The sequence below is a fragment of the Shivajiella indica genome (assembly GCF_042683085.1).
GTDB lineage: Bacteria > Bacteroidota > Bacteroidia > Cytophagales > Cyclobacteriaceae > Shivajiella > Shivajiella indica.
The window spans coordinates 206,770-225,276 of the sequence record NZ_JBHUIV010000034.1; the positions used below are offsets into that span (position 1 = coordinate 206,770).

14 protein-coding genes are annotated in these 18,507 nt (G+C 38.0%); 9 read left to right on the plus strand and 5 right to left on the minus strand.

Going from position 1 to position 18,507, the window contains the following annotated elements; genetic code table 11:
• Positions 1–1,197: 1,197 nt before the first annotated feature.
• Together gldJ and mfd are read right to left on the minus strand one after the other, a co-directional pair.
• Complete coding sequence (gldJ, locus tag ACFSKV_RS19820; protein ID WP_380806867.1) at positions 1,198–2,421, minus strand: gliding motility lipoprotein GldJ; 1,224 nt, start codon at positions 2,419–2,421, stop codon at positions 1,198–1,200.
• Between the two features lie 182 nt (positions 2,422–2,603).
• On the minus strand, positions 2,604–5,954 hold the full coding sequence (gene mfd, locus ACFSKV_RS19825) for a transcription-repair coupling factor (RefSeq protein ID WP_380806870.1): 3,351 nt from the start codon (positions 5,952–5,954) through the stop codon (positions 2,604–2,606).
• A 145-nt stretch (positions 5,955–6,099) separates the two neighbouring features.
• On the opposite strand from mfd, the gene ACFSKV_RS19830 reads away from it, so the two are divergent.
• From ACFSKV_RS19830 to ACFSKV_RS19845, 4 genes are all read left to right on the plus strand, one after another.
• Positions 6,100–6,708, plus strand: a complete 609-nt coding sequence (locus ACFSKV_RS19830) for a cytochrome c oxidase subunit 3 (RefSeq protein ID WP_380806873.1) — start codon at positions 6,100–6,102, stop codon at positions 6,706–6,708.
• 53 nt (positions 6,709–6,761) lie between these two features.
• The gene (hflK, locus tag ACFSKV_RS19835; protein ID WP_380806877.1) at positions 6,762–7,739 is read left to right on the plus strand and encodes an FtsH protease activity modulator HflK; all 978 of its coding nucleotides are present in this window, start codon (positions 6,762–6,764) and stop codon (positions 7,737–7,739) included.
• Positions 7,736–8,674 carry a protease modulator HflC gene (gene hflC / locus ACFSKV_RS19840; protein ID WP_380806879.1) on the plus strand — a complete coding sequence of 313 codons (939 nt, stop codon included), beginning with the start codon at positions 7,736–7,738 and terminating at the stop codon, positions 8,672–8,674. The genes hflK and hflC overlap by 4 nt, the downstream gene beginning before the upstream one ends.
• Before the next feature lie 281 nt (positions 8,675–8,955).
• Entirely contained in the window at positions 8,956–9,396 is a 441-nt protein-coding gene (locus ACFSKV_RS19845) for an SRPBCC family protein (protein ID WP_380806881.1), read from the plus strand.
• Here the strand turns inward: ACFSKV_RS19845 and ACFSKV_RS19850 are convergent.
• A complete protein-coding gene (locus ACFSKV_RS19850; RefSeq protein ID WP_380806884.1) occupies positions 9,389–9,859 on the minus strand; it encodes a Fur family transcriptional regulator in 471 nt (156 codons plus the stop codon). The genes ACFSKV_RS19845 and ACFSKV_RS19850 overlap by 8 nt on opposite strands.
• A gap of 211 nt (positions 9,860–10,070) precedes the next feature.
• Between ACFSKV_RS19850 and ACFSKV_RS19855 the strand changes: the two genes are divergently transcribed.
• The 5 genes from ACFSKV_RS19855 (at position 10,071) to ACFSKV_RS19875 (ending at position 16,647) form a co-directional block, all read left to right on the plus strand.
• A complete protein-coding gene (locus ACFSKV_RS19855) occupies positions 10,071–11,327 on the plus strand; it encodes an aspartyl protease family protein (protein ID WP_380806886.1) in 1,257 nt (418 codons plus the stop codon).
• A 132-nt stretch (positions 11,328–11,459) separates the two neighbouring features.
• Entirely contained in the window at positions 11,460–14,750 is a 3,291-nt protein-coding gene (locus ACFSKV_RS19860; protein ID WP_380806888.1) for a PAS domain-containing protein, read from the plus strand.
• 54 nt (positions 14,751–14,804) lie between these two features.
• Complete coding sequence (locus ACFSKV_RS19865; protein ID WP_380806890.1) at positions 14,805–15,395, plus strand: LemA family protein; 591 nt, start codon at positions 14,805–14,807, stop codon at positions 15,393–15,395.
• A gap of 4 nt (positions 15,396–15,399) precedes the next feature.
• Positions 15,400–15,834, plus strand: coding sequence for a TPM domain-containing protein (locus ACFSKV_RS19870; protein WP_380806892.1), 435 nt, complete (start codon positions 15,400–15,402; stop codon positions 15,832–15,834).
• Positions 15,835–15,840: 6 nt separating this feature from the next.
• Complete coding sequence (locus ACFSKV_RS19875; protein WP_380806893.1) at positions 15,841–16,647, plus strand: TPM domain-containing protein; 807 nt, start codon at positions 15,841–15,843, stop codon at positions 16,645–16,647.
• Positions 16,648–16,651: 4 nt separating this feature from the next.
• Here the strand turns inward: ACFSKV_RS19875 and ACFSKV_RS19880 are convergent, their stop codons facing one another.
• Positions 16,652–17,818, minus strand: a complete 1,167-nt coding sequence (locus ACFSKV_RS19880; protein WP_380806895.1) for a glycoside hydrolase family 5 protein — start codon at positions 17,816–17,818, stop codon at positions 16,652–16,654.
• A 122-nt stretch (positions 17,819–17,940) separates the two neighbouring features.
• Entirely contained in the window at positions 17,941–18,465 is a 525-nt protein-coding gene (locus tag ACFSKV_RS19885) for a ComF family protein (protein WP_380806898.1), read from the minus strand.
• Positions 18,466–18,507: the final 42 nt, after the last annotated feature.

The following is an 18,507-nucleotide window of genomic DNA, read 5'->3' on the forward strand; positions in this document are numbered from 1 at the left end:
CTGTTTGGTTTGATAAACTGCTTAATGGTCGAAATAAAAAAGTATGATTTCAGCTATGAAAATTAGAAATGGTCGACAATGGAGCTTCTCCTTTGAAAACCATCTAAATTTAGTGGTTCCTTAAAAAAGTTTATTTTGAACCACAATAGTGACAAAAGGAGCACAAAAGGCGGACATCCGTTGACCGCTTCCTTTAATTGAGATCCCGCTTTTATTGACTTTGGGAACTTTTGTGGTTCGGAAAAAAATAAAGGAAAAGCTGATTCAGTGAATCCCCAGACCAATAAAAAGTCCCTAATAAACCAACCACAATAGTGACAAAAGGAGCACAAAAGACGGACATCAGTTGACCGCTTCCTTTACTTGAGATCCCGCTTTTATTGACTTGGTGAACTTTTGCGGTTTGGAAAAAAATGAAAGGAAAAGCTGATTCAGTGAATCCCCAGACCAATAAAAAGTCCCTAATAAACCAACCACAATAGGGACAAAAGGAGCACAAAAGACGGACATCAGTTGACCGCTTCCTTTACTTGAGATCCCGCTTTTATTGACTTGGTGAACTTTTGCGGTTTGGAAAAAAATGAAAGGAAACATGATTCAGTGAATCCCCAGACCAATATAAAGTCCCAAATAAACCAACCACAATAGGGACAAAAGGAGCACAAAAGGCGGACTTCCGTTGACCGCTTCCTTTACTTGAGATCCCACTTTTGTTGACTTGGTGAACTTTTGTGGTTCGGAAAAAAATAAAGGAAAAGCTGATTCAGTGAATCCCCAGACCAATAAAAAGTCCCTAATAAACCAACCACAATAGTGACAAAAGGAGCACAAAAGACGGACATCCGTTGACCGCTTCCTTTACTTGAGATTCCGCTTTTATTGACTTTGGGAACTTTTGCGGTTCGGAAAAAAATGAAAGGAAACCTGATTCAGTGAATCCCCAGACCAATAAAAAGTCCCTAATAAACCAACTACAATAGTGACAAAAGGAGCACAAAAGACGGACATCCATTGACCGCTTCCTTTAATTGAGATCCCGCTTTTATTGACTTTGGGAACTTTTGTGGTTCGAAAAATTCTACAATTCTAAAAAAATTACTGACATTTTTGATTTGGTAATTGGTAATTGGTAATTGGTAATTGGTAATTAAAAAAGGAGCCTTTTAAGCTCCTTTTTAATTTCTAGAATTTATCTTTTTACTTTCCTTGCTGACCGATGGCAATCATCGCACACCTGAATCCAATGTGGTTGGTAGCAGAATCCTGATGCATAAATCTTCTGGTACCAGGTGCCAACCAATAGGTAACATCTCTCCAAGATCCACCTTTGTAAACCCTAAACTCATCGGTAATCATGGTAGTACCATAAGTTTCTTCCTCATCAAACACACCATCTTTTCTCAATGGGTTCAAGTCATCAAAATCTTGGTAAGAAAGTGGTCTATATACGTCATTCACCCATTCATTTACATTGCCGGCCATATTATAGAGCCCAAAATCGTTTGGTGGATAATCGTATACGTTGGCAGGAATGATATCTCCGTCATTGGAAACTGAACCTGCAATACCGGCATAGTCACCTCTACCTCTCTTAAAGTTACCCAAGAAGTCTCCTTGTCTACCTTTTCTTTTGATATTATATGGATTTCTTACCCCTCTTCCATCCCAAGGATAAATCCTACCTTGTTCTTGGTTTTCGTCCATATATTGAGTTCCGATCATTGCTTTGGCGGCATATTCCCATTCTGCTTCACTAGGAAGACGGTATTCAGGAAGGGAAACACCTCTTTCAATTAATTGATTTTTATTGAGAGTAGAGTCAATTTTGTTTTTCTCTCTCATCAATTCACTGACATATTCTGTCCTCCACTTTGCATAGACAGAGGCCTGAGTCCAGCTTACTCCGGCAACAGGATAAAAATTGAATCCAGGAAATCTATAATAGTAGGTATCATACACATCATTGTATGATAAGGATCCAGCCCATACTGATTCGGCAGGTTCCAATTTCAAAATAGAGTCTGCGCTTACTTTCTTTCTCATGTTGAAGATAAACTCCCTGTAGTCATTGTTAGTGATTTCAGTTTCATCCATATAGAAAGAAGCGATGGTAACAGTTCTTTCCACATTGTCTCTGAAGGCCATGACATCCTGTTCTTGAGAACCTAATACGGCTCTACCCCCCTGAATATATTTCAAGTTGGGACCTATAATCTGTTTGGCTACCCTGGTGACATAAAAGTTGGTAGTGTCTTTGTCACTTAAGCTGTAAGAAGCTCCTGTGGTAGGGCTGACCTTACCTGGCTTAGCGGCTGTTCTTCTACCATAGCCGGTCTGTTTGTTACACGATGAAAGGATGGCGCCGCCAACAATCAGCAAAGTTGCTGCAATCATTCGTAAATTACTTTTTCCAAAAACCATTGAACAATACTGTTTTTAGTACAAAATTAGAACGCTAATATATAATCAATAATATCTTATTTCAATAAAATTTTTTATGCCGCATAATCTTAAAAACAGCATTTTGGCCGATTTTCTCGAAATAATACAAATTTTGATTTCGGAAAAGCAATTATCAGGCCATATATTTTTTTGAAATTTTTTTAATTTTTTATCTCTTCAAGCCATTTTTTGGCCTTTTGAATACTTTTTACTTCGGAAATGGTCAGAATAAGCCTGTTCTTGACCTCTTTGATTTTACAGAATTTTGGTTGGGTCTGGATAAAACGAAGAACTTGTCCAAAAATTTCAGACTTATAGTAACTTTCTTTTGAAGAAGGAACAAAATAGCACTTCATCTGTTCATTTTTCAGGAGAAGTTTTTCAAAACCAAGCTTTTCTGCCAACCATCGAAGCCGCACGGTTTCAAATAAATCGTTGACGACCTCAGGTATAGGGCCAAATCTGTCCTGCACAGATTTCGCAAAAGATTGAAGTTCCTCTTCCTTTTTGATATTGTCCAATTTGGAATACAGATTCAGTCTTTCTGAGATATTAGACACATAAGACTCAGGGATTAACAATTCAAAATCAGTTTCAATCACACAATCCTGCACCAAGACTTCCACTTTTTCTTTGAGATCCACTTCAAAAAGTGCCGCAAATTCGTTTTCCTTAAGCTCCTGTACCGCTTCATCCAAAATCTTATGGTACATTTCAAATCCAAGATCAGTGATAAAACCACTTTGTTCCGCCCCCAAAAGGTTGCCTGCCCCTCTGATATCCAAATCTCTCATCGCCACTTTAAACCCGTCACCTAAATCTGAAAACTCTTCCAAAGTCTGTAATCTTTTTCTTGCCTCTGGTGTCAAACCTGAAGTTGGGGTAGTCAAAAGGTAACAAAATGCTTTTTTATTGCTCCTTCCGACCCTGCCCCGCATTTGGTGCAGGTCACTCAAACCAAACATATGCGCCCTGTTGATGATGATGGTGTTGGCATTGGGTATATCCAATCCAGATTCAATAATGTTTGTGGAAACCAATACATCATATTCCCCTTCGATGAACTTGACCATTATTTTTTCCAGTTTCTTACCGTCCATTTGGCCGTGGGCACCTGCAACCCTTGCATCCGGAACCAATCGAAGGATCAAATTGGCAATGGAATCAATCTCACCAACCCGGTTATGCACAAAAAACACCTGGCCGCCCCTTTTCAATTCGTAAGCCACCGCATCCCGGATAATTTCTTCCTGAAAAGTGTGAATTTCAGTTGTCACCGGTTGCCTGTTGGGAGGAGGTGTGGCAATTACGGACAAATCCCTGGCCCCCATTAGGGAAAAATGAAGGGTCCTGGGAATTGGCGTGGCAGTTAAGGTCAGCACGTCCACATTGAATTTCAGCTCCTTCAATTGATCTTTGACCTTAACCCCAAACTTTTGTTCTTCATCAATAACCAACAAACCCAAGTCTTTGAATTTAATGTCCTTATTGACTATCCTGTGGGTTCCCACAAGGATGTCAATTTCACCAGAACTGACCTGTTGGACAATATCTTTGATTTCTTTGGCAGACCGGAAACGGTTTATATATTCGACCTTTACAGGAAAATCGTTCAACCTATCCTTAAAAGTCTGAAAGTGTTGCATAGCAAGGATAGTGGTAGGTACCAATATGGCTACCTGTTTCCTATCATTCACCGCTTTGAAAGCTGCACGGATGGCTACTTCGGTTTTTCCAAAACCAACATCTCCACAGATCAATCGGTCCATGGGGTATGATTTTTCCATATCTGATTTCACATCAGCGGTAGCGGCTGCCTGGTCTGGGGTATCCTCAAACACAAATGAACTTTCCAATTCCACCTGTAAGACAGAATCAGGAGAAAACTTAAATCCGGGAGCACTTCTTCTTTTGGCATACAAGGCAATCAGTTCTTTGGCTATATCCTTGACCTTGCTTTTGACTTTTCTCTTTTTGTTTTCCCATTCAGGTGATCCTAGTTTGGACATCACCGGCAATGTGCCTTCCTGTCCGGAATACTTGGATATTTTATGGAGAGAATGGATATTGACATACAACAGATCATCATCCCTGAAGACCAGTCGGACTGCTTCCTGCAATTTTCCCCCGACATCCACTTTTTCCAGGCCAGCAAACCTCCCCACACCATAATCTATATGCACCACGAAATCTCCTGGCTGCAAGGTCCTGAGTTCTCTAAGAGTCAAGGCTTTGCTCTTACTGGCCTTCTGTTTGGTCTTATACCGGTGAAACCGCTCAAAAATCTGATGGTCCGTATAACAGGCGATTTGAAGATTCTTATCCACAAAGCCTTCCCTTAACCCAATCAGCAAAGACTGTACTTTCAAGGTGGGGTCCAGTTCATGGAAAATATTTTCTAATCTATTGATCTGCTTATCACTTTCTGAACATATAATATTCAGCCAGCCTTTTTTTTCGTTAGAAACCAAATTCTCCACCAGCAATTCAAAATTCTTGTTAAAGGAAGGCTGGGGCTGGGAATCAAATTGGAATACCTGGGCATCTTTTAAATAAAACTTATGCCCAAATTCAATTTTCCTGAAGGTTTCGGTTTTTTTCAAAAAAGTCTCCGCATTATCAAACAGATCATGGGGATTGATCAACAACTTTTTTGTTTCGGTGGAATTTACAATCTGATGAAACTGCCTTACAGCTTTTTCAAAGTTTTCATCTATACTGTCCAGTGTAAACTGGTAATCCTTAAACCAAAGACTCGTCCCTTCTGGTAAGAATTCCAAAAAAGATTGTCTTACTTCCTGAAGCAGTTTGGTCTGAACATTTGGAATAATGCTGATAGATGGGATATTGTCTACCGACAATTGTGATTCCGGATCAAATGTTCTAATACTTTCAATTTCCTTTCCAAATAATTCCAACCGAAAAGGAAGGTCATTTGCATAGGAAAAGATATCCACAATTCCTCCTCTGATTGAGAACTGTCCCGGTTCGTATACAAAATCAGTTTTTTCAAAATCATAAGTGGCCAATAATTCGGAAATGAATTCCAGGTCTACTTTTTCTCCAACTTTCGCAGTGAATGTATTATCTCTAAGGGCCCTTTTGTTGATTACTTTTTCGTAGAGTGCTTCCGCATAGGTGACTATAATCTCGCTCTTTTTTTCCTTTACTAAAATCTTATTCAGAATTTCGGCGCGCATGAGGATATTGGCATTTTCTACCTCATCATATTGATAGGGCCTCTTGTAACTGGACGGAAAGAAAAGGATTTCCCGATCAGTAATCAGTTCCTGAAGATCATTGTTCAGGTAGGCTGCTTCTTCTTTGTCGTGCGCAATGATAAGATGATGACCCCCTACCTTATTAAAAACCGTACTGAATAAAATTAGATCGAGACTACCGGACAGGCCCTTGATCTGAAAATAATTATTTCCACTTTTGGTAAAGCTCTCAGATACATTATTTAAAAAAGGATCGTTTTGGTAAAGGGATAAGAAGTCTGATTTTTTCAATGTTTCGGGCGGTAATCTTTGAATGAGAATGCAAAGTTAGGAAAATGATTTATTTTCCCCTTTTGAATTTGATCAGTAAAATGTTAATAAAATTGGTGAACCTAGCTGACTTAAAAATGTTAATAGATTGGTTAGATAATTCCCTATGCAAAAAATCAAAGAACCCTGGTTTCAAAAAATAGAGAAAATGCACCCCTATCAGACCCTTATGTATTTGGGAATGTTTGGTAGTGGTCTGATTTTCCTGTTTATGACCTTGGCTTTTTTGGGCTCAGAAACCGGAAATATGGAAGGTATAGGTTTTAAAATGCCAAAGTCCTTTATTTTAAGTACTTTAATCATCTTGATTAGCGGATATACAGCCTCTAAAATGCTTCTTCATTTTAAAGAGGAAAAGATCAAAAAGCTGAAAGATAGCATGTTGATCACTTTTTTTCTGGGGTTGTGTTTCACCCTTCTCCAATTTCTCGGCTGGAAAGAATTGACTTTAATGGGAGTAGATTTTAAAGGCCTTCCCAGTGGAAGCTTTCTTTATGTGTTAAGTGGCATACATATTTTCCATTTAATCGGAGCCATGGTTTTTTCGATCCTGATGGTTTACAAGTACCATAAAACTGAAAAAGATGAAATCCAGCATTTATTGGTCCTTACGAATCCTTATGAAAAAATGCGGATTCAGCTGTTTACCACTTATTGGCACTTTATGGACCTGATCTGGATTGTACTTTTTTTGATTTTTGTAATAAGATTTTAAAAATTACTTTGTTATTTTAAACTTAAGTAAGTTTTACACTAGGGATTTTAAATATGTCAGAAAACAGATATGAAATCAATATTGATCCGGACTGGATCAAAAAGTATGCTGGAAAGATAGTACTGGGCTTTTTATTGCTGATTGCATTGGTAACCAGCACCAAAACAGTTGGGCCGGAAGAAGAGGGTGTCGTCGTACAGTTGGGCAAATATAACAGGACGGTACAACCGGGCCTGAATTTTATTCTTCCATTTTGGTTTGAAAACATGTATAAAATACCTGTTCAAAGGCAATTGAAGCAAGAGTTTGGATTTCGGACACGTAGTGCCGGACAGCAGACCGAATATTCCAAAAGCAGCTTTGGAGATGAAAGCATGATGTTAACGGGAGATCTGAACCTAACGGATGTAGAATGGGTAGTGCAATATAGAATTGTGGACTCATACAAGTACCTTTTCAGGGTAAGAAATGCAGAAAAAACCTTAAGAGACATGTCTGAAGCTGCTATGCGGAAAATAGTCGGAGATAGAACGGTCAATGAGGTTCTTACTGTGGGTAGACAGGAAGTGGCGAGCAGTGTAGAAGTACTTTTACAGCAAATGTGTGATGAATATGAAAATGGCGTCAGGATAGACCAGGTGGTACTTCAGGATGTGAACCCCCCTGAACCGGTCAAGCCCTCTTTCAATGCAGTCAATGAGGCCCAACAGGAAAGAGAAACATTGATCAACCAGGCAGAAGCGGAATATAACCGAGTAATTCCAAGAGCAAGAGGAGAAGCTGAGGAAACAATACAATTAGCAGAAGCTTATTTGTTGAACAGGGTGAACAGGGCCAAGGGTGAGGCAGAGCGTTTTAACGCCTTATTTGCAGCCTATGTTAAAGCTCCAGAAGTAACCAAACAAAGGATTTATTTAGAGACCATGGAAAGGGTCCTTCCAAAAATAGGAAATAAAATCATTGTGGATGAAAAAGGTAATAATGTATTGCCTCTATTAAACATTGATAAAGTAAAAAGCAATACCCCATGAAAATCAAAGGAACAATAGGAATTATCGTTATTGCCTTGTTGGCTGTAGTATTGCTCAACAGCGTCTACATTTTAGATGAGACCAAACAGGCTATTGTGACCCAGTTTGGTAAACCGGTAGGAGAGCCCAGGACAGATCCGGGCCTTAATTTTAAAGTACCATTTTTACACAAAGTGCAATTCTTTGATAAAAGGTATTTGGAATGGGATGGGGATAAAAACCAGGTCCCAACCAAAGACAAGAAATTTATTTTTGTAGATACCTATGCAAGATGGGAAATAACCAATCCCCTTCAGTTTTTTATAAGGCTAAGAGATGAAAGGTCTGCCCAGTCAAGACTGGATGATATCCTGGATGGAGAAACCAGAAATGCGGTTGCCAGTCATGATTTATTGGATTTGGTACGTTCCTCAAACCGTGATCCTGAAATCACAGAAGAGTTTATGGAAGAAATTGAAGTCTTGGAGGACATTTCAGTGGGTAGGGCAATGATCGAGAAAATTGTTCTGGAGAAAGCAAATGAAAGAACAGCAGATCTCGGGGTGAGGATTCTGGATTTCCGCTTCAAAAGGATGAATTATGTAGATGAAGTCCGGGACAGGGTTTATGACAGAATGATCAGTGAAAGGAACCGAATTGCCGACCAATTCAGGTCTGAAGGTCAGGGCGAAGCTAGGAAAATTGAAGGAAACAAAGAAAGAGATTTAGCTCAGATCCAATCAGAAGCTTTCAAACAAGCGGAAGAAATCAAAGGTAGAGCAGATGCTGAAGCAACTGATATCTATGCCTCTGCCTATAACAAAAACAGACAATCCGTTGAATTATATAGGTTTTTAAGGACCATGGAAAGTTTTGAAAAAGCTATGGATGAAAATACCAGCCTGGTTCTTTCCTCCGACAGTGAATTTTTCAGGTACCTGAAAAAGCTAAATTAATCTCATGACGAAGCAAAATAATCAATGTGTATTCCTGCAATTATACTTTTAATCAAATTATAAATGTTTTATTTAGTGTAAGATATTTATTGATATTGGATATAAATTAGATATTTTCCATAAAAATGAACTGTAATTCAATCCGAATTTCCCTATTGGAATGATGGCAGAAAACCATAATTATTAAAAAGGGCTTTGAAAGCCTATTATCTTTTGAATTATTTTTCCACCACTTCGGTTCGTTGAACAATTGAGTCGACTTATTGCTTTCTTTAGGAGCTATGAAAATCAATATTACAACAAGGGTTGATAAAAATTACCTGGAGGTAAAAGAAGGATTCACTGAAAAGTTATTTTTAAAACTCAGTCCACCATTCCCTCCTGTTAAACTGCTCCGTTTTGATGGTTCATCCAAGGGGGATTTAGTTAGCCTGGAATTGAATTTTTTGGTGTTCAAACAAAAATGGACTTCTGAAATCACTGCTGACCACACTGATGGGGATGAATTCTATTTTATAGACGAAGGGATTGAATTGCCTTTTTTCCTTAAAAAGTGGAGACATAAACATAGGATTCAAAAAGCTGGAAGCGGATCATTAATCAAGGATGAGATTGAATATGAGGGCAAATTTGGACTAATGACAGTATTATTGTTTCCCGCTCTATATGGTCAGTTTTTGTACCGGAAACCTATTTACAAAAAGTATTTTCAACTCAAATAATCCTAAGATTTTCACAATCCTGGATTTGGCAGTCTCCATAGAGCACCAATGAATGACTGGTTATTGCAGAACTGAATTCTCTACCCATAGCTTCTTTGATCAGGTTGATCCTTTCATCAGAAAATTCTCTGATTTTTCTGCATTGATTGCATACATGATGGTCATGATGTTTATAGGTAAGGGCCTGTTCATATAAAGCAACTTTATCTTTAAATTGGTGCTTTACTGCCAATCCGCATTCGACCAGTAAATCCAAGGTATTGTAAATCGTCGCTCTGCTTATTGTATAGCCCTTATTCCTCATCAATAAAAACAATCCTTCTACATCTATGTGTTCATCCTGAGGCAAAGCATACAATTCATCTATAACAGAAAACCTTTCAGGGGTTTTCCTACTGCCTTGTCTGACAAGGAAGTTTTCAAAAATTTTCTTTGCTTTTTCTACAAGGGACTTGTCTGCCATATTCTTTGGTATCAAAAATTAAAGATGCAGGATTTTTGGGTTTTTTCAAAAATTCCTGGGTCGGATAATAAAAAAACAAAATCAGATTTTTTCATTCAAAAAATTAATTCCGAAAAATCTAACAAGAGGCCTCAACAATCAGTATAAACAAATAGAATGCTCTAATATTATTGCTATATTAAGTCAAAATACCCAAAATACTTCAGCTTTCATGTTTTCAAAATACCTGATCATTGGATTTCATATAAATCTTATCATATCCCTGGCGCTTCCTGCACAGGTGCCTGGATTTTATATGAAAGATCCTGTAAAGAAACTTGAAATCCCTTTCTTGGAATCCAATAACCTGATTATTTTACCTGTTTCAATCAACGGTGGACCACCCATTAATTTTTTATTGGATACTGGAGTAAAAACCAATATACTTTTCAGTAAAACCATTGGTGATCAACTAAACATGAAATATACCAGAAAATTGGATTTGGTAGGGGCGGATGGCAGTACAATTTTAACCGCCAATGTTTCTCCCACCAATCACATGGACCTGGGAAAAATTCAAGGTAATTCACAGACCATTTTGGTTTTGGACAATGATTTTTTTGAATTGGAAATGGTCATTGGAGTTCCTGTGTTTGGGGTAATTGGTTATGAGTTTTTCAAATATAATCCGGTAAAAATTGATTATGACAAGAGCATCATTACCTTTTATGAGACCGGTGCCTTGAAATGGAGGCCTTTCGGTTATAAAAAAGTACCAATGAAAATTGAGAACAATAAACCGTATATATCAGGAAAGGTCAAACAAATTTCAAGAGAAGAACTTGATGCCAAATTACTAATAGATCTGGGAGCCAATCATGGTTTGTTGTTGAATATGGAGACATCCGAGAAAATTAAAATTCCAACAAAACATATTGAAAGTGATTTGGGAAGGTCTTTAGGTGGCGATCTCTATGGTTATGTAGGAAGGGTCAAGTCATTAAAGTTTGGGGGATTGAATTTTTCCAATATCATCACCTCTTTTCCTGAAGAAACGGAGTTCAGTTATGTGATCCTAGAGAGTGGAAGAAATGGAAGCTTAGGGTCTGAATTATTGGGTAGAACTAAATTGATTTTGGATTACCAAAGGGAAAGGTTTCTGTTTAAAAAGGGGGATACTTTTTCCAACCCTTTTGAATTTGATATGAGCGGTATTACCCCAAAAATGCTTCCAACTGAAGAAAGAAGATTTATCGTTGGGAGCATCAGAAAAAACTCTCCTGCAGAACTTGCCGGTATAAAACGGGATGATGAAATTATGGAAATCAATAGGATTCCCATAGACTTTTGGGAATTATCTGATGTGGTCAAGCTTTTTAGGTCAGAAGAAGACCGAAAGGTAAATATGAAATTGAAGCGATTCAAAAGTGATAATCCGGAAGATTTCGAAATTTTTGATACCCAATTCCTTTTGAAAAGGCAGATCTGAGCATTGACGTGTACTACAAATGCTCGTGTTCCATAGATACCTAAAACTTTGTGTTGGAATCACTATATTTGCTTTACCATTTTCATGAAGGTACCTTTTAATATTCATGGCAAAATTTAGGATGCGATAAACATGTCCCGATTTTCTAAAAATCAGTTTCAAAACATATTATTAACTTTAAAAAGGTATCAGGACAATACATACGAACTGCTGTACATCTCTTCCGAAATCAAGAATATGATCCAGGAAGGGGATAAGTTTTACAAAGAGTCATTTTTCAATGAAATTTTTCCCACGCTTCCCATAAATATTTTTGATTTTCTTTTTTCGGGTTTAGGAACAGGAGAAAGATTCGTCTGTCCATTGTTTATCAATAAAAGTTCCTTTTTATGTGTTCAGGTTGAAGGGTATGTAATTTCCCAGGAAGACAAATCCTATCTGATCAATGTGTTGATCTCTTTGATGGATTGGCCTACCAATATTAAATTTTCCTGGCTTACAAATTGGATAACCGGAGCAATTTTTTCGGATGTACACCAGGAAAAACCCATTGGTTCTTTAAATGAGCTGGTAGATTTCCTTTGCAAAAAGTTTGATTTTGTGGATAGGGAAATAATTAGAACATTCTCTTTTTCAGATGAAATCAATAGAATTTCCATCTTTCCCAACCATTTATATTTGGTAAAAAAACCCATTGGCAATAATTTTTTCCAGATCAATCTGGAATATTCCCAGCCAGAGGAACTTCCGACTCTTGGAATTGCGGAATCCATTCCGGATCTGATTTATTATGAATATTATCCTAAAGAAAAGCGACTTCAAATGTCAGGTGCAATTGAACAGCTTTTGGGATATTCAAAGTCATTTTTTGAAAATTTCTCAGGGAAAGATTGGGAGAAATTAGTTCATCCGGAGGATCTTCATCTTTTTAAGAAAAATTTTGGCAGGGTTGGCAGAAGTATCTACCGTGTTCTGCACAAAAATGATAAATATATCTTCATAGAGGATGAAACATCCAAAGTGGATGAAGACGGTAATCTAATTTTAGGTTACCTTTCAGACATTACCGCTTTAAAAGAAATAGAGAAAGATTTATTAAATCACAAAAATGTCCTGGATGAACTGACAGGGGTTGTGCCAGGGATGGTGTATTTATTGAAAGCTAATCCCGATCACAGTCATAAGTTTATTTTTATCAGTGAAGGTTGCAGACAATTGACCGAACTTGATCCGGAACTGATCATTGAGGATGAAGATAACCTTGCCAAGTTGGTTCATGAAGAAGATAGAGACCAATTAAATGCGGCAGATAGAAATGCCTACCTGACAGACAGTAAATTTGAAGCCTATTTTAGAATCATCACACCAAGTGGAAAAGAAAAATGGGTATATGGTGCTTCCAATAGATTGAAAAAGTATGAAAATGATTCCATTTGGGCAGGGTTCTTTGTTGATTTTTCCTATACCAAACAAAAAGAATTAGAATCATCTCTTCATTTAAACCGGTATAAAACACTTTTTAAAGAAAACCCTCTACCTATTTTCCAATACGATCATGATGGAATTATTCTGGATGTCAACAAAAAATTTATTTCCAAAATAGATGTGGAAAACCCGGATATGCTGATTGGCAGAAACCTATTTGGTCTTTTGGGCAACAATCCCATCAAACAAGCTTATCGTGACAGCATAGAAAAAGGTTATGGCACATATGAAGGTCCTTATGTAAGTTATTTTAATAACAAGCTTTATCATATCAGGATGACCTCCAAAGAAATTGAAAAAGGAAAAACCTACCAGGCAATTTTGGAGGATATCAGTGAACAGGAATTTGTGCATAATGTTATTTCTCAGCTTACTGAAAGAACCTCGAAGTTCAGCGGAAAACAGTTTTTCGATGAACTGACCAAGTTCCTTTGTGAAAAGCTTCAGATGGACCATTGCTTTATTGCTGAAATAGTCAATAATGAACCGACTTCTAATGTCATATCCTATTTCAAAAAGGGAGAACGTGGAGATCCTTTTTCATATAATCTGGATAACACTCCTTGTCTGGATTGTATAAACAGCAAAGAACCTTTATTGATTCTTTCTGATGCGAAAAACATTTATCCAGGGGATTTAGGCCTACAAAAGTTGAATGTTTCCACATATATGGGTGTTCCTATTACAGATTTGGACAAAAACAGTTTGGGCATCTTGGTATTAATGGACGAAAAAAGAAGGCCTTACAATATGAACCTTTCCGGTCTTCTTAAAGTCCTTGCAGATAGAATAGGTGCAGAAATCAGCCGCTTGAATTATGAAAAACGGCTTCTTGCCTCTGAATTATTATTCAGGAGTATTGCAGAAAATTTCCCAAAAGGAACGGTTGAGGTTCTGGATAAAAAACTGCGCTACATCTATGCGGATGGAAAAGAATTCCAGTTGATGGGAATCAATCCCAAAGAGCTTATTGGAACTCCCCATTTATCAAAATTTGAATCTTACATTTCCAAAGAAGTAAGAAAGTACTTGGACAGGGTATTACAGGGCGAATCCGTTATGTTTGAAGTCATTATTGGGGACCAGTATTACTTAAAAAGTGGGGTTCCTTTGGTCAATAATCAGGGAGAAATTGATAGAATTTTACTTGTTACGCAGAATATTACAGAAACCAAACAAGCTGAGGAAGAGAGAGAACAACTAATCCGGGATCTTAAATCCCAAAATGAAGAATTACAGCGATTTGCCTATATTACATCCCATAATCTAAGGGCGCCTATCGTAAACATTTCTTCTCTTTTGGAGCTTTTCGATGAAGAAAACCCATCCAATCCTGAAAACAAGGAAGTTATTGACAACCTTAAAGTTTCAACAAACATTCTCAACAGTACGCTTGAAGATCTGATTGAGGTAGTGTCGATAAAAAAGAATAAAATACCAAAAGTAGAACTTATAGATTTCAAACAACTTACCTTAAATGTGGAGAGAAGTCTTTCCAAACAGATTATTGATTCCAGAGCTGAAATCCATAAGGATTTTAAAGAAGCACCGAGCATCAATTATATCTATTCGCATTTAGAAAATTTTCTAATGAATCTGATGACGAATGCCATCAAATACAAACATCCCGACAGAAACCCCGTGATTTTGATCAAAACAAAAATTGAAGAAAATTTTACTGTTTTGATTTTTGAGGATAATGGAATAGGCATAGATTTGGACAGATATGGGGACAGATTGTTTGGCCTTTACCAAAGATTCCATTCCCATGTCGAAGGAAAAGGATTAGGACTCTATTTGGTTAGGGAGCAGATTAGGGCCCATGATGGAAACCTTAAAGTGGACAGTATCGTTGGAAAAGGCACTACTTTCACCATTTATCTTAGAAACCTGAAATCTTCATCCAATAAATCTATAGATACCTTTATTGACCAATAATTAATCAATATTGCACAATTTAATTGATATCAATTTTAAAAAAGCCTAATACATATGAAAAAAGCACTTATTCCAATTATTATCATTGTCCTTGTTGGTATTTTTGTTTATACCAAAGCAGTAGGAGTCTATAATATGTTTGTTCAGAATGAAGAGACCATCAATGGCACTTGGGCTGAAGTCGAAACCCAATACCAAAGGAGGGCCGACCTGATACCTAACCTCGTCAATACAGTAAAAGGTTATGCAGATTTTGAGCAGGAAACGCTCACAGCTGTTATTGAAGCACGTGCCAAAGCCACTTCCATCACATTGAATGCGGACGATTTGACACCGGAAAAAATTGCCCAATTCCAACAGGCCCAGGATCAGTTGAGTGGATCCTTAAGCCGTCTATTGGTTGCAGTGGAAAGGTATCCGGACCTGAAAGCAAACCAGAATTTCTTGGAACTGCAGGCGCAGCTGGAGGGGACAGAAAACAGGATAGCTGTAGCGAGAAGAAATTTCAATCAAACGGTACAATCCTATAATGCTTCTTTAAGGACTTTCCCTAACAATTTATTTGCAGGATGGTACGGATTTGAGACTAAAGGTTATTTTGAAGCTGCGCAGGGTGCAGAAACAGCTCCTACTGTTCAATTTTAATCCTATGGCTGAAAATTTATTTTCTTCAGAAGATAAAAAAAGAATCATCGCAGCGATTCAGGATGCCGAAAAACAAACCTCCGGAGAAATCCAGGTGCACATTGAAAATCATTGTAGCATAGACGTGATGGATAGAGCAGCTGAGGTTTTCGAAACCCTGAAAATGCACAGAACCAAAGAACGGAATGCTGTGCTATTCTATTTAGCTGTGGAAGATCATGTCTTTGCTGTTCTTGGAGATTCGGGTATCAACAGGGTTGTTCCGGATAATTTTTGGGAAAAAATCAAAGATGAAATGATCTCTTCCTTCAAGCAGAAAGCCTTTTCTGCTGGACTAATCAAAGGAATAACCATTTGTGGTAAAGAACTAAAAGCACACTTTCCCTATGAACAAAAAAGAGACATCAATGAATTACCAGATGAAATCTCTTTTGGATAATACCTTATGAAAAACAAAGCCATTCTATTATCCCTATTTATTTTCCAGCTATTTCCTTTATTTGGACAAGGAGATTTTCCACCCGTTCCATCCCCCCCAAGGTTGGTAAATGATTTCTCCAATACCTTATCAGGAGATGAAATCAACAGGTTGGAAAGGAAATTAATTGCCTATAATGATTCCACCTCTACGCAGGTTACCATTGTCATGATTCGGTCAGTAGGCCCTTATGACATCAGTGATTATGCTTTCCAATTAGGAGACAAATGGGGGATAGGACAAAAAGATAGGGACAATGGCTTATTGATATTGGCTGCTATGGAAGACCGAAAAGTTTTCATTGCAACAGGATATGGTCTAGAAGGCGCAATTCCTGATATTTTAGCCAAGAGAATTGTAGACCAATTAATTGTGCCCAATTTTAGAATGGGCAATTATTATGATGGTTTGGACAAAGCCACCGATATGGTATTTAAACTGGCATCAGGGGAATACAAAGCAGATAAAGTGACTTCATCGGGAGAGCATGGTGGAGCAATTGTCTTTTTTCTGTTGATCATCTTCCTTTTTGTGATTTTACCATTGATAAAAAACAAGAAGGATAATAATAACCATATGGGCGGAAAAGGAGGCAACATTGATCTTTTTACTACCATCATGTTGGCCAATCTTCTCAAAGGAGCAGGCAAAGGGAAGTTCGGGGATTTTTCCTCAGGCCGGGGATCCTTTGGAGGAGGGGGCTTCGGGGGCGGTGGATTTGGTGGCTTTGGGGGCGGCTCTTTCGGGGGTGGTGGAGCTGGAGGAAGTTGGTAAGCCCTTAGGCATATTTCATCAACAGCTGAAGATATTTCCGGTCAAGTTTCTGGCCATACCAATCTTCATAATCCACATCTTCTCTTCCTGAATTGAGAATTCCGAATGTACCTGAGAACTCCCAGATACCAAAACCTATTCCGTTATCATAAAGAACATCCAAAACATCTTCAAACCAGGATAAAAACACCTGATGTGGTGTCTTATTATACGCGCCGCATTCCCCGCAATGGACTCCAACTCCTTTTTTGACCAAGTCAATCCATGGTGCATAATGGTTTTCTATCATTTCCCTACTAAGGAATTGTCCATTGAATTCCCCTGGCCATGCCGGTTGGGGTAAGGTATCCGGTTCCTTATAAACCCAGCTGGCTTTATAATGGGAAATGATCATAGGATGGTAACCTCTACAGCTTTGTGCCAAATCCAAATCTGCAAGTTCGGGAACAGCTATTCCTCCTCCTCCATTTCCATTGGCAATCACTAACCTTTCCGGGCTGATTTTTTTTATGGTATTTAGAGCAGCTTTCGCCACCCTGTAATAATCTTCCACAGGAACAGGCCCACCAGGAGAATGTTGATCATTTGGATCCTGTCTCATATAAGGTTCATTCACCAAATCAAAACTTAATTTATCTGAGCCAACATTTTGATACCTCTTGGACCACATTTCCCAATGGGCACAAAATGCATCCAAGGCCTCCTGATCTTTCCATAGGTTATATGGTTCGATAAATCCGGCATTGATACAGAATCCAGGTGCCCGGTGAAGATTCAAGCTTACATGCAAACCCCTATTGATGGCATGAAAAACGAGCCTATCTATCTGTTCTAAACTCTTTTCATCAAAATTTAAAACCTCCTCTTTTAATATGGGCTTAGATCTGTCAAAATTAAGGTAAGAGGGGTAAGAAATAGGAATTCTGACAAAATCAAAACCCCAATCTGCCATCCATTGAAGATGTTCGGGAGGGTTCTTTCTTCCTTTTTCCATTTCAGGTGAAAAGAAATCCAAAAGGTTAAATCCCCTCCATCGAGGTAATTTATTTACAGGATTCGGATGCTGATCCGAAATAGAAAATACAGAAGGGGAGGACAGGCCAATTCCGGCAGTGATCAAGCCGGCCTTTTTTAGAAAGTCCCTTCTTTCCTGGATTCCAGTAATTTTCATAGGCTAGGAGAATTATCTGTTTTAAGATAAAAAAAAATTATTGGACAAAAAACAAAAATTATGAATGTGGGCAGGGAATAGGGTTATATCAATTGTTATAAATTTTATTGATTACAATGAAATCAATTTTTTCCAGCAGCAATAACAGCCATATCTACCAGTTTGGAGTTTGCTTGGAGTAGTACATTTGCACAGGTGGAAAGGGTAGCTCCGGTAGTCATGACATCATCTACCAACAATATCCTTTGATTTTCCACATTCTGATTGGGTTCCAATTCAAAAACATCAGCGACATTTTGGATCCTTTCTATCCTTGTTTTTTTGGTTTGGGTTTCTGTAAAAAAACTTCTCTTTATAGAAAGTTTGACGGGAATCTCCATTGATTCACCCAAGCCCAAGGCAAATTGTTCACTTTGGTTGTATCCCCTTCTTTTTTGTTTTAGGGGATGCAAAGGTACCGGTGTAATCTGATCCCAATAATTTTTAAATCCGTTGGCCTTTAAAAGATTTCCATAGATTCTTCCAAGCTCCAGCCCGATAGCCGGTCGGTTTTTGTATTTCAATTGATGCAGGAGTTTCTGGCTCTCTCCCATTTTGGTAAACCTTAAAAATGCCATTACCATATTTGGCTTTGTAAGGCCCATCATTTTTACCACCAGGTCATTGTCCTTCGGTCTAAGGTGATAATT